General features: G+C 60.5%; 15 protein-coding genes. 6 read left to right on the top strand and 9 right to left on the bottom strand.

Translation table 11 applies throughout. From position 1 onward, the window contains the following. The first annotated feature begins 133 nt into the window (after window positions 1-133). From A2G96_RS09585 to A2G96_RS09570, 4 genes are all read left to right on the top strand, one after another. On the top strand, window positions 134-1,648 hold the full coding sequence (locus A2G96_RS09585; RefSeq protein ID WP_062798702.1) for a Fic family protein: 1,515 nt from the start codon (window positions 134-136) through the stop codon (window positions 1,646-1,648). Between the two features lie 80 nt (window positions 1,649-1,728). After that, window positions 1,729-2,058, top strand: a complete 330-nt coding sequence (locus A2G96_RS34090) for a plasmid mobilization protein (RefSeq protein WP_231909640.1) — start codon at window positions 1,729-1,731, stop codon at window positions 2,056-2,058. An 11-nt stretch (window positions 2,059-2,069) separates the two neighbouring features. Then, window positions 2,070-2,756: a phosphohydrolase gene (locus A2G96_RS09575; RefSeq protein ID WP_335340550.1), complete on the top strand. Its 687-nt coding sequence runs from the start codon at window positions 2,070-2,072 to the stop codon at window positions 2,754-2,756. 8 nt (window positions 2,757-2,764) lie between these two features. Beyond that, entirely contained in the window at window positions 2,765-5,581 is a 2,817-nt protein-coding gene (locus tag A2G96_RS09570) for a relaxase/mobilization nuclease domain-containing protein (protein ID WP_062798697.1), read from the top strand. Window positions 5,582-5,729: 148 nt separating this feature from the next. Here A2G96_RS09570 and A2G96_RS33135 read toward each other — a convergent pair whose 3' ends face one another. From A2G96_RS33135 to A2G96_RS09560, 3 genes are all read right to left on the bottom strand, one after another. Next, window positions 5,730-6,110: a hypothetical protein gene (locus tag A2G96_RS33135; RefSeq protein WP_150124086.1), complete on the bottom strand. Its 381-nt coding sequence runs from the start codon at window positions 6,108-6,110 to the stop codon at window positions 5,730-5,732. Window positions 6,111-6,194: 84 nt separating this feature from the next. After that, window positions 6,195-6,944: a hypothetical protein gene (locus A2G96_RS09565; RefSeq protein WP_062798695.1), complete on the bottom strand. Its 750-nt coding sequence runs from the start codon at window positions 6,942-6,944 to the stop codon at window positions 6,195-6,197. Window positions 6,945-6,972: 28 nt separating this feature from the next. After that, window positions 6,973-7,596, bottom strand: coding sequence for a phospholipase D family nuclease (locus A2G96_RS09560; protein ID WP_082818889.1), 624 nt, complete (start codon window positions 7,594-7,596; stop codon window positions 6,973-6,975). Window positions 7,597-7,945: 349 nt separating this feature from the next. Between A2G96_RS09560 and A2G96_RS09555 the strand changes: the two genes are divergently transcribed. After that, entirely contained in the window at window positions 7,946-8,704 is a 759-nt protein-coding gene (locus tag A2G96_RS09555; protein WP_062798693.1) for a TIR domain-containing protein, read from the top strand. Between the two features lie 303 nt (window positions 8,705-9,007). Here A2G96_RS09555 and A2G96_RS09550 read toward each other — a convergent pair whose 3' ends face one another. Further along, window positions 9,008-10,681, bottom strand: a complete 1,674-nt coding sequence (locus tag A2G96_RS09550) for a site-specific integrase (protein WP_029306638.1) — start codon at window positions 10,679-10,681, stop codon at window positions 9,008-9,010. A gap of 232 nt (window positions 10,682-10,913) precedes the next feature. Here A2G96_RS09550 and A2G96_RS09545 point away from each other — a divergent pair, with 232 nt between their 5' ends. Further along, the gene (locus A2G96_RS09545; protein ID WP_017515957.1) at window positions 10,914-11,198 is read left to right on the top strand and encodes an H-NS family nucleoid-associated regulatory protein; all 285 of its coding nucleotides are present in this window, start codon (window positions 10,914-10,916) and stop codon (window positions 11,196-11,198) included. Window positions 11,199-11,452: 254 nt separating this feature from the next. Here A2G96_RS09545 and A2G96_RS09540 read toward each other — a convergent pair whose 3' ends face one another. The 5 genes from A2G96_RS09540 to A2G96_RS09525 all read right to left on the bottom strand — a co-directional run bounded on the left by A2G96_RS09540 (window position 11,453) and on the right by A2G96_RS09525 (window position 14,728). Next, window positions 11,453-12,013 (bottom strand): LamG domain-containing protein, encoded by a 561-nt coding sequence (locus tag A2G96_RS09540; RefSeq protein ID WP_231909639.1) that lies wholly within the window; start codon window positions 12,011-12,013, stop codon window positions 11,453-11,455. A gap of 83 nt (window positions 12,014-12,096) precedes the next feature. Then, complete coding sequence (locus tag A2G96_RS09535) at window positions 12,097-12,558, bottom strand: chromate resistance protein ChrB domain-containing protein (protein ID WP_024570398.1); 462 nt, start codon at window positions 12,556-12,558, stop codon at window positions 12,097-12,099. After that, window positions 12,555-12,893, bottom strand: coding sequence for a rhodanese family chromate resistance protein ChrE (gene chrE, locus A2G96_RS32345; RefSeq protein WP_017515810.1), 339 nt, complete (start codon window positions 12,891-12,893; stop codon window positions 12,555-12,557). Before chrE ends, A2G96_RS09535 begins: the two co-directional genes overlap by 4 nt. Before the next feature lie 17 nt (window positions 12,894-12,910). Beyond that, the gene (locus tag A2G96_RS09530) at window positions 12,911-13,504 is read right to left on the bottom strand and encodes a superoxide dismutase (RefSeq protein ID WP_017515809.1); all 594 of its coding nucleotides are present in this window, start codon (window positions 13,502-13,504) and stop codon (window positions 12,911-12,913) included. Between the two features lie 18 nt (window positions 13,505-13,522). Next, on the bottom strand, window positions 13,523-14,728 hold the full coding sequence (locus A2G96_RS09525; protein WP_024570397.1) for a chromate transporter: 1,206 nt from the start codon (window positions 14,726-14,728) through the stop codon (window positions 13,523-13,525). Window positions 14,729-14,762: the final 34 nt, after the last annotated feature.

Genomic DNA, 14,762 nt, shown 5'->3' with positions numbered 1-14,762 from the left:
CCCAAGCGTGAGCCGCAAGTCTTTAGAAGCGGCTCACAAATTGAGTCGTATATGGCAAAATACGACTCAATGTGTGTCGAGACGCACTCCTCACCGCTCCTTTGAGCTTGGTCCACTCAACTACCGCACTCTCATGAATACCAAGTCACCTTGGATTTGGCTTCGCACGGATTGGCCTGATCTCGCCTATGACGCCCTGGCAGCCGCGCCTGACTTGGCGGAGGCCTACCGGATGCACGGCGTTGTGGAAGGCAAAGCCGCAGCCATCGGCCTCGGCAGTACTAGCCAGGTGGCGCTTGATGCGCTGTCCGATGAGGTGCTGGCCACTGCCGCCATTGAGGGTGAACGGCTGTCCCTCGATGCCGTCCGGTCGTCGGTGATGAGGCGGCTTGGATTGGCGACATCTGGGCCCGTTGACCGCAGTGTTGATGGACTGGTGGAGGTCATCAGTGACGCAACGACAGCAATCGATACGCCTTTGGACGAGGACCGCCTGTGCCGCTGGCAATCTGCGCTTTTCCCTGGCGGCACTTCGGGCATCCATCGCATCGCAGTCGGACGCTATCGTGACCATGCCGATCCAATGCAGATCGTGAGCGGCCGACCGGGTCGCGAAGTTGTCCATTACGAGGCGCCGCCCTCAAAAGATGTGCCGGGGCACATGGAACGCTTTCTCAAATGGTTCGCCGAAACCTCGCCGGCGCAGGCCTCGGCGTTGCCCGGAGGTGGCAAGCCCATCGATGGCTTCGCCAGGGCAGCAATTGCGCACCTGTGGTTCGAGAGCATCCACCCATTTGAGGATGGCAACGGCCGTATCGGTCGGGCGATTGTAGACATGGCCATGACGCAGCATCTGAGACAGCCTGTGCGCCTCTACAGCCTTTCGCGGCAGCTTCTGACCTCCCGCTCGGCGTACTACGACGCCCTAAACCACGCCCAGCGCGGCGACACCAACGTAACGGATTGGGTGCAGTGGTTTGCGCGCCAATGTACTGCCGCCTGCCATGCCGCTAGCCAAGTCATCGACCAAGCCATCGAGAAGCGGCAATTTTGGGAGAAACATGAGGGCAGTGGCCTTCATGAGCGCCAACGCAAAGTGCTGCAGCGACTCCTCGATGACGGGGATGGTGGCTTCCTCGGTGGCCTGAACGCTGAGAAGTACATGAAAATGACCGGCGTCTCAAAGGCCACGGCCACACGGGACCTTTCGGAGATGGTCACGGGCGGGCAACTGTGGAGCCAAGGCGTGGGCAAAGCGGTGCGCTATTACGTCAACGTGCCAGGGTGGGCGCATGGCGTAGCCGTTGAGCCCGGTCTGGTTGCCCCAGACCCCGACACAGGCTTAGTTGTCGCCGACGAGGACCGCGAGACCAAGCAGTCCGAGGAGGATGTACGCGCTGCAGCCGAAGCGGGACGCTATATCGTGTCCGGGAAATCAGGCGCCGAAGACCGGCAATACATCGGCCCAATCGTGGCCGTGTCCACGCTGCACGTCGCTCAGCATATCGGCCGTCGGCAAGTCGTCATCCACGACACACGTTTGCTCGACAGGGTGCCAGCCAAAGGCGAGCGCCTCGACGTGAAGTTCAAGGGCGGACACGGTACCGTGCTCGACATGGACAAAGCTGGCAAGGAGATCGACCGCTGAAGCGCGAATGCGTGTCAGGTCTTGACAACCGGACGGTTGACTGGCTTGTTGGGTTCTAAAGTGCATGGGATAATGCAAATATGGCCAAACATCTCTTCACCAAGAAGGACGACTCCCAGCGGCGCGGGATCCGCAAGGTGTTCCGCGTCAACGAGGATGAGGACCAGAAAATTCGTCATGCGGCCTCGATCCGGCAGATGGACGAATCCGAGTTCATCCGGCGCGCAGCTTTAGGGCGCAAAGCCGACGTGGACTTCGAGACTGAGATTGTCCTGGCGCTAAGCGACATCACCCGCGCCGTGCGTGCCCTGCACGCGGACATGGTGGAGCGTGGAATCACGCCACCGGAGGCGGAGCTTTTGCCGCTGATCCTTGAGGCTCGCGCAGCCATGCTGCGCATCTCCAAATAGCGGAGGGAAGGGTGGATCTTTTGCAGCAAAACCCAGAAATAATTAATTGTTGCACGGATATGCAACCGCAGGCGTTGCACCTGATCCCACGCGCTTTTGTTCGACAGCCCTCCGGTTTGCACCTGGACCTACTCAACCCGAGCGCCGACGGGTGGACCGACGAAGACCTGGCCATCGGTCTGTCACGCACCTACCGCTGGGGTGGCCACTCCACGTGGCCTCTGCCACTGTCAGTCGCTCAGCACTCAATCACAGTCGTGGAGCTATACAAGCGGTTCGCCAAACGATCCCTTACCCGCGTCGAAATGCTACGCGAGTTGCTGCATGACGCCGATGAAGCCTTGATCGGCGGCTTCGATCCCATCAGTCCGCTCAAGCCAATTCTGGGGCCTGGCTTTGCGCAAATCGCCGCGAAGCTGCAAGCCGCCGCGTTTGCCCGCTATGGCGTCCCCGCATGGTCTGCCGAAGACAAGCAGATTCACAAGCGAGCCGATCACCTGGCCGCAGCCTCCGAGGCGGTGCACGTCGCCGGGTGGTCCGCAGACGAGGTGCAGGATCTTCTCAACATCGGACTGACGCCCCTCAAGACGGATCCCTTGGTCGAGGTATATGGCTGCAAGCCATGGGAACCCTGGCCGCCTACCGTGGCCGCAGAGCGATTCCTTGATGAACTCAAGCGGCTCACGAAGCCAGCCTGAGCACGCACATGGTCCCCATCATTCCGAAGCAAAGGCAGCACAAGCCGAACGCGTCCAAGCGGTTCAATGATCTGATCGATTATCTGCAGGGTGAACAGGAGCAGGAGAAGCAGGCACAGCAGCCAGGCCCGGAGCAGGGCGCAGATGCCTCTCCAGCCGGAGCACCTGCAGGTAGCCGAATGGCAGAGCCCAGCGAGTTCAGCGATTTGCTGAACTACGCAACTGCCCCAGTGGACACGAAGATTCACGGCGAGAAATGCATCGCCGTCCGGACGCATGGCGTCAGCAGCATCGACTCGGCCAGCGTCGAGATGAACGCGGTAGCACGCAAGAATACGCGTTGCCATGATCCTGTGTACCACTTCATTCTGAGCTGGCCAGAACACGAGAAGCCGGCGCCAGAAGCGATCTTCGACGCCGCCGAGCATGCCATCAAGGCACTCGGCTTTGAAGAGCACCAGTACGTCATCGCCGTACATGCGAATACCGACAACATTCATGCGCACGTGGCAATGAACCGCGTGCATCCCACGACCTTCAAGAGCCGGCACATCGAATGGGCCAAACGCACGCTGCACTTCGCAGCTCGCGAAAGTGAGATCAAGCACGGATGGACCCATGACAATGGGATCTACGTTGTGCAAGTCGATGGACAAGGCAAGAAACAGATCGTCCTCAATACCAAGCACGCCGAGGCCGAGGTGGAGCAGGGCGCCAATGTGCATCCGGAGATCGAGCGCGAAGACCCGCTCCCGGTGTGGCACGACCCCGAAAGCCTGGACTCGTGGCTCAAGTCTTCCGTATCCAAGTCCCTCAAGCAAGACCTCGGAGATCTCACCAGTTGGCAGGCCCTGCACGTCTGGTTGGAGAAGTTCGACATCACACTCAAGGATACCGGGGGAGGGGGCTTGCGCCTGCGCGCCATCTCCCCGGAAACCGGAGAGATTCTGGAGACCCCTGTCAGCAAAGGCCTGCGGCTGCTCAAGCGCCCCGACCTGGAGAAGCGCTGGGGTCCGTTTAAACCACCGTTCACCAATCCGGTCATCGTGCCGGATCTCACCCACCTCACCCCCAGGCAAATTGACAAAGGAGTAGACCGTGTCATCCGAATCGCCCCAGACCGAGGAGTCCCGCCTCCCGACCACGTCCTTGGTATTGATGCAGACGCCCCCGGACCTCTACCCGAAGGCCCCGGTGGCATGCATGCAGTGCCCGGTAGCAGTATGGCAACTGGAGGACAAGTCCCTCCGGTGCTATTGCCGGGTGCTTTACAGGTTGACTTGGGAGACGGGCAAACCGGGCAAGATCCGGGCATGCGACATGCCGCTGAAGGCCGCTCAGGAGGCGGAGGAAGAGTAGTAGATGCCGCCCTACCTGCTACCGGCCGTAATACAGGCCGCAAGGCGCGAGACCCGGTCATGCGCGCCCAGCGTAAGGCTGAGCGAGCAGCCGCGCGGGCCGATCTGCGGAGGCGGTACGGCCAGTACCGCAATTTTGTCGCGGATGGCGATACAGACTACTTCGCCCGTCTCAAGGCCCTGCAGGTAGAACGGTCCCGTCAGATCAAGGCCCTGCAGGTTGAAGCGAAAGCCGCAAAAGCGGCCATCCCGAAGGTTCTGAGTCGCGAGGTGCGGTTGATCTCAGTTATTGAGATCGACGCAGAGCTGACGCGCCGCAAGCTTATCGTCGAAGCGCAATATCAGGAACGACGGGAGGCTCTGCGCATTACGCGCGTACCGCCCTTGCAGTGGCGAGAGTGGCTCTACGAGCAATCCAACCGTGGCGACAAGGCCGCGCTTTCTGCGCTGCGTGGCATCGTCTACCAAGCCCAACGCGACGCCAAGCTTCCGAAGGAGGATGGCAAGGACGATGAGCTGGAGGACCTGGATGTATCCGCTGCCGATTACCACGATCAGCAGTACAAGCGGCTGATGGCGCGGTTGCTGGCCGAGGAACGCAAGGAGAGGGCGATCCGCTCCAGCAGCGTCCAGGCCATGCGCCCTCACGAAGTGGATGCGCTGATCCTGGCATTTGCCGGTATCCAATGGCGCGTGACGGGCAACGGAAATGTCGAGTACAGCCGCAGTGACGGCCGCCATCTTTTCACCGACCGGGGCAACCGCATCACGTTCGACCGCATGCGCGTAACGGACGATGAAATCAAGCTCGCGCTCATTCACTCACGGGAAAAGTTCGGCCGTCAGATCACGTTGACCGGCGAGGAGCCGATCTTCGTGGAGCGCATGGCACGAGTAGCTGACGACATGGGCCTCAAGGTTCTCAACCCCGAACTGCAAGCTGTCATCCAGGCGCACCGAGCTTCCAAGAAGGTAGCCGCTGGTCAGGTGGCAAAGGAGTCCGCACAGGAAGCGCCACAGGCGGTCACTCCCACACCGCTGCAAAAGTTCGAGACAGAAGGTCGTGACGCTGGCCAGACTGCATTCGCGGTACCGGAGGAGCGCCAGGTCGCTGCCGACGCGGCGACAGGCACCGAAGCCGATCTCGTGGGCAGCCTTCAGCCAATGGAGCCGGCCCAGCCCGCTACTGCCGAGGAGCACTTACGCGCCACGGTGCTCGGCATTGACCCGCGAGCGAAGTTCGAGGTCGCTGATCCGGCAGATGAAAGCCGCCTCTACGTTGGGCCAGTGGCCTCGGCACTGGAAGAGGCGCAGCCCATGTTCGCCCAGCATATTGGGCGCAGCACTTACGTGATCCACCGGCAGGCGGCGCCTGCAGGACATGAAGACCGAGTGATTGAGGTGCGCTACCGTGCAGGCCGAGCAGACACAAGTCTTCCTCAACAGGACAAAGGCCATGGACTTTGAACTGCCCAGCCTCAACTACTGCCAGAGCCGATTCGCCAGATCAAGCGCTGTAGCGTCGCTTCCCCAGCGCCACATAGAAGAGGTCGTCTCCGCCAAAGCTCACGTCGCCCTTGCACTCAAATCGTTTCGAGAACGTATAGAGAACCTTTTAGTTCGAATCTTGCCTGAACCACGCAGTTGCACGCACATAGCCGGCTTCGAGCCTGTCAATCATGCGGAATACCCGATTTGCCGCATCGTCAAAGGGTGCCGCAACACTGGGCTTCAGGCGTGCGGCGCTGGCCAAGTCGCTTAACGTGTAATGCAGTGCCCTGAGTAGCGCCCAGGAAGAATTGAGGCGCGCACGGACGGTTTCCATTTGCCCCCAATTGCGCAGCGTCACGATGTCAGATACCTGTGCTTCAGCTTTCTCCGCTCGGGAGATCGCCTCTCTGCAGAACCAGAGAATGTACGCTTGATCGCTTGAGCCGTTGCCGTTGCAACTGGCAGCAGTTCCTGCACTGAATTCGAAGTCGTCCACTTTTTCCATCGTTTTGATCCTCAGTCAACGTTAGGTCGCGTGTCCACAACCGAATCCGGATGGCACCTCGCGATTGTTCCAGCACCACGTCGCTTAGCGTGTGACTCCCACCTCGCGAGAATCGCGCGACGCCATGGGCGTGCGATCAACCGGTGCCGCGCGGCGCGGGATAGCCTTACCTTTCTGCCGGGTAGCTTCAGGTGGGATGTCGATGCCGGCTTCCCAAAGGAGGGCTCGCAAGTGCGATGCAGTCTGCTGTGATTTCCTCAGTTCTTCGCTGAGCCGTTCGGCAGCATTGGCGGCATAGGTGAACTTGTTCCGCGCAGCCTTCAACTCCCTGTGGAGGATATCGGCATCTCCGACGCGGGCCAGTAGCCTTACGAGCAAGGCTCGCTCCCGGTCTCGATTGTGCGGGTGCTCCCAAGCTGTGTAGTCCTTTCTGTATCCGAGCTGCTGCTGGCGCTGCTCGAAGATGTGTCCAGCGCGCACCTTCAGAGCGCGACCGTGGACTTCGATCAACCCCCATCCCGAGGGCAGTTCGTCGACCGCGATCAAGCCGGCCGGCGCGAGGTAGTACCTGAATTTGCCCAGTCCCAAAGCTGGGTCAACGCGGTGCGGCTTCTTCGCATCCGCCAGAAAGTCAGCCCTGGAGACTTTGACTTCCACCAGTACCGAATACTCTTCCCAACCGATGCTACGGAATCCGAGTGCATCAGGAATTTCTCCGTTGTCGAACGGGGCGCACTCACTGACCGCGACGAGACAGCCTGGCCCCTTCTGGCTCTCCGCGCGCTTGAGCCATTTCACGGCCAGGGCGCAGCCCTCAGCGTGGGTCATGTTCATTGGAGTCCTTTCCGAATGCTCACCGGCATCAGTAAGCCGGCTGGTAAGGAACGCCCTGTCCCCAGTTGCGCTCCCAATGCTTCAGATATGCCGCCGCAAGCTTTGGGTTGCCCCACATCACCAATACGTTCTCGCTGTTCTTGTGGGCCGCCGCGTCCGAGTAGTTGAACGAGCCTGTCTCCACGGTCGTGCCGTCGACGCAGATCGATTTGTCATGGTGGATCGGGTAGACACTGATGGTCCTGACTTTGATGCCGGCATTGGCGACTGCACCCAGAGCGGCGCGAGCCTTGCCGCTCCGGTCTTCGCTGATGTTGTTCTTGTAGTCCACAACCATCGCAACATCTACGCCACGCTTCTTGGCTCGCAATAGGGCCGCAGTAACCGGTGCGCTTGTGAAGCTGTAGGTCAGCATGCGTATTTCTGACTTCGCCGAGTCGATGACCTTTACCACCAGCGCTTCCGTACCCTCATTGGGCGAGAAAGCAACTTCCACGGTGCCAGTTGCAGGCACTTGCACTATTCCAAGCTGAAAAACTGCCGCAACGCTCGACTCCGCTTCGCCTAGCAGTGTGGTCCTCTTTGCCAAAGCATTGGGCGACGAGCAGATTGACAGTGCTGCGAGGGCTGAAACTAGCAAGATCTTGTGCATAGGCTTCTCTATTTATACATGTACATGTTTTGCTGCAAAACTATACATGGATGCGCGGCCTTCGTTAAGGGGTGTAGGGAACCGGGGTTAGCTGGACTACAGGTCAGTTTGCTGGACTGGAAATCCGGAGTTTGCTGGACTGCCGTGCAAATCTCACCGACCCGGATCGACGCGAGCCAGGGAGGACCGTTGTCGGCTGCAAAGAACGGTCGTTCAAGCCTTCATGCGGCATGGCCGTGGACATTGGGATGTACAAAGCGACGACTGCTGCCGGCACGGGCGCACATTGAGTGCGAAAGCCAGAAGCGTCAGCTAAAATCGGACATCGCAAAGCTCAAGGAATTGAAAGATGCTCGGCCAAACTCAGATCATGTTGTGCCCTGCATTCGAGCTTGGCGACGACAGCGGGCCGGTTTCTATGTTAGAGCTTCCACTGCGCCCCGGCGATTTCTTCCTTTTCGGGGACACCGTGTTTGTGATAGAGAACGACCTTGCGACGTTAGAGGTTCCAGCGCCCTTCGCTGGTCGCGTGGTTCAGGTCCTTGCGAAAGTCGGGGACAAGGCGACGATCAACACACCGGTTCTTGAGATTGAGCCGATGACGAACGTTTTCCGAAAAGACCTCGATTCGTATGGCAGAGAGGAAGACGCGGCACCCAAGCATGCGAACAATGCTGTCTTCTTGGTTCACGGGCATAACGACCTGATCCGCGAAATGACGGCACGCGCGATAGAGAAGGTCGGCCTAACGGCCATCATCTTGAGCGAGCAAGTGAACCGCAGCGCCACCATCATTGAGAAACTGGAGCGCTACGACAACGTCCACTTTGCTGTCGTGCTGATGACAGCAGATGATGTTGGCGGAAAGAAGTCGCCGACTCCTGCGCTCCAGGACCGCGCCCGTCAAAACGTCATCCTCGAACTCGGCTATTTCATGGGCAAGATCGGTCGCAAGCATGTCTGCGTCCTGTACGAAAAAGGCGTCGAGCTTCCGTCTGATTACTACGGTGTTGTCTACATCGAGATCGACGACCGTGGTGCGTGGCGCTACGCTCTGGGCAAAGAACTCAAGGAAGCCGGCCTGCAGGTAGACTTGAACAAGCTTTAGCCGTTAACTTGGACGAGTTGAAGTCTTGGTAGTTGCGTCCCTGGCCAGATCTGAAGCGTCCTTGCCCAATTCGACCTTGATCGATGCCTTGGCCGTCTCGCTGCAATGACTTGCATCTCGGGGTGATCGTACTTTTGGTGCTAAATCTGGCGGTTTGGTTTGAATTTCTCTTATAGATCAATGCCTTGTGCGGCAGCGCATTTCCCGGTTGCTGTTCCTTCCGGTGCAAAATCTGGCGCATTTCAGGCCAGCGCTGCTATCTCCTCGCGCCCCGTACTCACGGCACGTGCTTAAAAAATGGTTTCAGGCAGCGAATGCCTCGCCGAACTGCCGGGCCCGCTTGACATCATCGGTATGTAAGTAGATGGACGTGGTCGAAATTGAGGCGTGGCGCAGGTTGTCGCGCACAGCGCTCAGTTCGACACCCTTGGCCAGCGCGTGGGTCGCGTGGGTGTGCCGCATCCAGTGTGGTGTCGCCCGGCGGAGCTTCTCTGCCAACGCTGGATGATCGCCTTCGATGATGTCCGCTGCGAGCCTGAAGAATCGGCGCATGACTTCCCACAGGCGCAGGGGCGTGATGCCGGTTTCACCACCATCCAGGCTACCGATTAAGGGCGTAGTGGGGTTCCAGCGAGCGCGGCTGACAGGGAGCTCGCGCTCCAGCAGGTAGCGTTCCAGCGCTGCCCGCGCCAAGGGCGTCAATGCGACCCTAGCGGGCTTGCCACCTTTGCCGACCAGGTGCAGCCAGTGATCGCCCAAGGCGTCGGCGTCGAGGTGACGCAACGCGGCATTGGCCAGTTCGCTGATCCGCAGCCCGGTCGCGTATCCGAAATCCAGCAGGAAGCGAAGCCGTTGTGCGGCCGCAGCTTGCCAGCCGTACGACCACTCGAGGCCGTTGGCGATGGTCCGTACCAGCAGCCATTCGCCTTCGGTGAACGCGTGCGTGGTTTCCACGGCCATGGCACGCTGGCTGCCGCGCACCTTGATACCCGCAAATGGGTTGGCAAGCACATAGCGTTGTTCCACCAGCCAGCGGAACAAGGCGCTGAGTACGGCCAGCGCATGTGCGACCGAGCGCGCCGAGAGGTTATCGACAAACGGGCGCCAGTCCGGCGACGTGCGTGGCCGTGGTGGTCCGACCCAGCGCTCGCGCGGCGTGGGTCTGCGCAAAAATGCCCGATAGTCGGTCGCATCCTTGGTCGTCAAGGATGAAAGGGCCTTCCCTCGCGCTACGATGGCCCACAGGATCAGCCGTTCGGCTTCCTTGCGGTAGGCGCGCTGCGTGGCCGGCGATTCGTGCAGGGCCAGCCAAGCCTGGATGGCCTCGTAATCATTGTCCACACCCAGAATGCAGGTCGACAGCGGAGCGCGGAAGGCGCCGGCGGAGCCGTCGACCTCGTGGGGCAGCCGCAGGTGTTCCCACGGCGTCACGATGGACCGTCGGTCGGCGACGATCAAAGCGCGGGCACGTTCGGTTAGCACCGGGTGTGCGGCAAAGAATGCCTCGATCTGGCGGGCGCTGGTGACTCCGAGCCCCGGCACGGCGGTCCACCACTGTCGCCGGCGGGGGATTCGAACGGTTAGGTCGGCCAGAGTGTTGATGCCAGCGGCCTGCAGCGCGCGTACGGCGCGCGCTGGCAGCCACTGTGCCACGGCATCGCTGATCTGTGGCGAAGGCGCGGGGGTTACACGCAGTTGCTCGATGGCCGCCGCAGCTGCCCGGGCGTAGCCCACGCGCTCGGTGGCAGAGCACACGAAGACTTCCGCCAGGTCGGGGCGCTGGCGCTGCCGGGCATACTGAACGAGTTGGCGCCGGATCGCTCCGATGATGCCTCTTGCCGATTGGCCATCGCCAATCCGATCACGCAGGTAGCGGTCGGCCGACTCACGCGAGGAAGCGCCCTCGTACCAGGCGCGCAGCGTGGCAAGAGCGGCGGGGTCGGGCAGGCCATCGGGAACAGTTAGGCGTCGGGGCATTTTGTGTGGAGCAAGTTACGTACCAAGATATTGGTACAGAGATAATAACTCTTATCTCTGTACCCATGATTCGAAACGTTGCCGAGGCATGGGCACACCTGTCCCTGGGGCGCGCGAGGCGGCATTGGGGGGAGGGTCGGCGGGCATGGGCTAGAATCGGCTGTGGGCTACAACGCCCGTCACGAACCGTGGGCGGGGCCGAGCAGACTGCCCGCCGTTATCTTCCCCCGCCATGCCAATCGCCTATCCTGGGGCCCAATCCTTGCGCGAGCGCGCCGACGCAGTCCTGTGGATCAAGTCACAGATGGCCCGGCTCGGGCTGAGCTATGAGCAACTCCTGGCGGCAGGCTGTTTCGCGGCGCCCGGCGTAGCCGGAGGCTCTGCCTCAGGCGTCATCAAATTTCGGGACGCCGCTGGCCACGCCTGGAATGGCGTGGGCGACCTGCCGGATTGGTTGCAGCGCGCGGTCAATGCGGGGCAGTCGATCGAGCATTTCCGCGCAGAGCAAAAGGTATAGCTTGGCGGAGGGCCGTACCCGACCCGTTACCGCCGCTGATCACACAGCATGTCAACGACCACTTGTTGAGTGGAAGCGGCCGTCCAATGCCGTTGTGGTGAAGCAACCAATGGCGACACCGACGCATATCGCGACACAGGATCGAAATTCAGAAGCTGTCGCAGCCGGTAAAAAGCGTCCCAATTGCAATCGCGTACCGCGAGTTTCCTTCCATGCCAGTACCCGGGTGATCATGCTTGTTCCCATTTTTTGCGCTACTTCGATACGGCGGCGCTGAACGAGAAGGCATCGAACACAGTCACGCTGTCCGCCTTCGTCCAGACGCCAACTGCGCCGGCGCCACTGATGTGCTCGTCCGTTACGTCAATCTGTCGTTTGCCGTCCAGGGAAACCTGGATATGACTCCCGGCGAATTCCACGCGCAATGTGTGCCAGACCCGGGCGGCGACTGGTGTTTCCTGATACTTGATCGTGTGCCTGCGTCCGCCGATCGTGTAATACAGAGAGACGTTGTTCTCCAATGCGTTTGCTCTCGCGACGTAGTACTGGTTACCGTCCTTCCAGCGCCAAACCACCCCACCGGCCTGATCATCCCGACCAGCGATCGGCTTGAACTTCACCTCGACATACCCGTCAGTAATAGAGGCGTCCTGCTTCACGCACCACGGAAAATCGCCGGAGCCAGACTGCTTGAGCACATTGGCCCCATTTGGCGCGGTCGGGTCGGCCTCAATGGTCCATTTCGGCTGGCCACGTCCGGTGACGCCAGCCAGCCACCCTGCGGGCAACGCCCCTTGCTTGTCTTGACTGAACATGACGGTCTCCCCCAATGTGGGCAGGGTCATCAGTAAAAGTAGTGGAGTGAGTAAGATCCGCTTCATCCGGCCCCCCGGTGCGTTCACGCAGGCATTTTTGGTGGCCACTGATGCGTTTCCGCCTGGCAACTCTGACACCATGCATACAGCGCGTCGTACATCACCATGCCGCGTTCAAGCATTTCATGGTCGTCGGTGAAGACGTGAGACAGCCCCAGTGAAATCGCATAGAGTCCGCTCGACTGCGGTGTCAGGTCCAACCGTGATGTATCCGCGCCGCGCACAATGCCGGCCAGTTGCTGCAGGGCCGGATCACCGCCGAGCTTGTACCTATCAAGAAACGCATCGAAGCTGCAAAGCTCGCCCACATGCGTCAGCTCAACACCAGGGATGTCATAAGGAATGGCACCGGATTCGTTGGCGATGCGCACGACGTCTGCGGCCGGCACGTACAGGAAGTCCGGCGTCTCGTCGATGAAGCGTGCGATCAGCCACGGGCAGGCGATGCGATCGATCTTGGGGCGTTCACGCGTGATCCATTTCATGGCGCAGTCCGTGGTTTGCTAACCGTGGGATGACTACCGGCGGCCCATTCTTCGAGACCGCCGACCAGATACGACGCATCAAAGCCAGCGGCTTCCAGCAGCGCTGCGCAGTCTTGGCCAACTTGGTGGCCGCGAACGCAATAGACGATGACCGGGCGGTTTGCGTCGAGAGTGGAAATCCAGTGGCCAAGGTCATCGGGGTTGCGCCAGATGGCCCCCGTGATAATTTGGTCACTCGCATCGAACGCTGCCTTGCGTCTGACGTCGATCAATTGCGGTGAGTCGAGGGCTTGCAAAGCCGCGGCGAGTTCACGGGAGGTGGTAGCATTCGGCATGGGCAATCCTGCGTCGGTTATTGCTGAGCTGTGGCAGCAAAGCGGGTTGCCACGCGTTGCCAACTGATGTTCGGCAGGAACGCATCGACATACGCGGCCGCCTTGGCGCCGTAATCCATGTGGTAGGAGTGCTCATACATGTCGAGCGCCAGGATGGGTGTGGCGCCTGCGAGCGTATGGGCGTGATCCGACGCCCACTGGTTGACGAGCCGCCCGTCGCGCGGCGAATAGGTGAGCAACACCCAGCCCGAGCCACCGCCAAGCGCCTTGCCCATTGCCGTGAATTCGGCCTGCCAGCGCGAGACCGAGCCAAAATCGCGCTCGATAGCGGCTTTCAGGTTGCCTTCCAGCGGCCCGCCATCGCCAAGGCTGTCGAAGTACACCTCGTGCAAGATCATCGAATTCGTGGCGATGAGTTCCTCACGTTTCAGCCCATTGAGTACGAACACAGGTGCGGTCGCGACATCCAATGCGACAAGCTCCGCCGTAATGGCATTCAGTCGCTTGACTGCGCCACCGTAGTTGTTCTCGTAGTGGCTGAAGATTAGTTTCTCGGACAGGCCTGGCAACCCCGCCGGATCGCATGAGAGCGGCTTCATCTGGTAAGTCATCGTGTCTCCTGTGGCGATTCAGTGGTGCAGCAGCGGATAGGCGAGCAGGCCGATCGCGGCGGCACCTGCAACAATCATGGGCTCGGACAGTTTCTTGAACTTCAGCAGCAGTGCAACGGTGACCAGTGCCAGCAACACCGTGGGGATATCGATGATCGAGCGCTTGGCCAGCACGATGACCGCGCCCGTGATCGCGCCGATGGCGGCTGCCGTGACACCATCCACGAACGCCAGGATGGCGGGCAGCTTCCCGTATTTCTTGAAGTACGGTGCCGGTAGGATCGTGAACAGGTAGCAGGGCAGGAACGTTGCCGCCGCTGCCATGCAGGCCCCCGGCAGTCCTGCGACCAGATAGCCGATGAAGCCGACGGTGATGACTACCGGGCCAGGCGTAATCATGGCCACGGCCACGGCGTCCACAAACTGCTTGTCGTTCAACCAGTGGTGTTCGGTCACCACGCCGCCATACAGGAACGGCACGATGGCGAGCCCCGAGCCGAAGACGAACGCACCGGCCTTGGCGAAGAACACCCCGATCTGCGAGAGCAGTGGCCAGTCCACGGTACTTAGCAGACCACTTGCCGCCGGCAACGGTGCTGCCGCCATCGCATTGAGCTTGCCTTGGCGGAACCATTTGGGCGGTGCACGCCAGAACCAGACCAGAACGCCAGCCGCCAGAAATAGCCAAGCCACCTCCGATTCGGTGATGACCGTCACTGCTGCGAGCACCAGGTAGATGCACCACAGCAGTTTGTCCTTACCAACACTCTTCTTGGTCAGCTTGTAGGCACTGATCGCAATGATGCCGATGACGGCGGCACCCACCCCGTAGAACACGGACTGCATCCACGTCAGTCCACCGAAGCGCGTGTATGCCCAGCCGAGTGCCAACACCATCAGGAAAGAGGGCAACACAAAGGCGATGCCGACGAGCGTCGCGCCCAGGATGCGGTAATGCACATAGCCAAGGTAGATCGCCAGTTGGGCCGCCATGGGCCCTGGCGCCAGTTGTGCCAGCGCGATGCCTTCCTTGTAGTCGGCGTCGGTGATCCACTGGCGCGCGTCCACCAGATCACGGTGCATGTAGCCGGCCAGGGCCACCGGGCCACCAAAGCCGAAGGTGCCGAGTCGCAGGAAGTAAAGCACCAGTTGCCGTAGCGTGTAGCCGGGGCGCTTATGGGTTGACTGGTCCGATGCGGTATCGGCTGGTTGGGGCGAGTTCATCGTTAGTCTTGAGGTGTGAAATTGATTGGCGAAT

Source organism: Cupriavidus nantongensis (assembly GCF_001598055.1).
In the GTDB taxonomy this organism is placed as follows: domain Bacteria; phylum Pseudomonadota; class Gammaproteobacteria; order Burkholderiales; family Burkholderiaceae; genus Cupriavidus; species Cupriavidus nantongensis.
The sequence above is the reverse complement of the archived record's forward strand: the minus strand, read 5'-3'. Positions and strand labels throughout refer to the sequence as shown.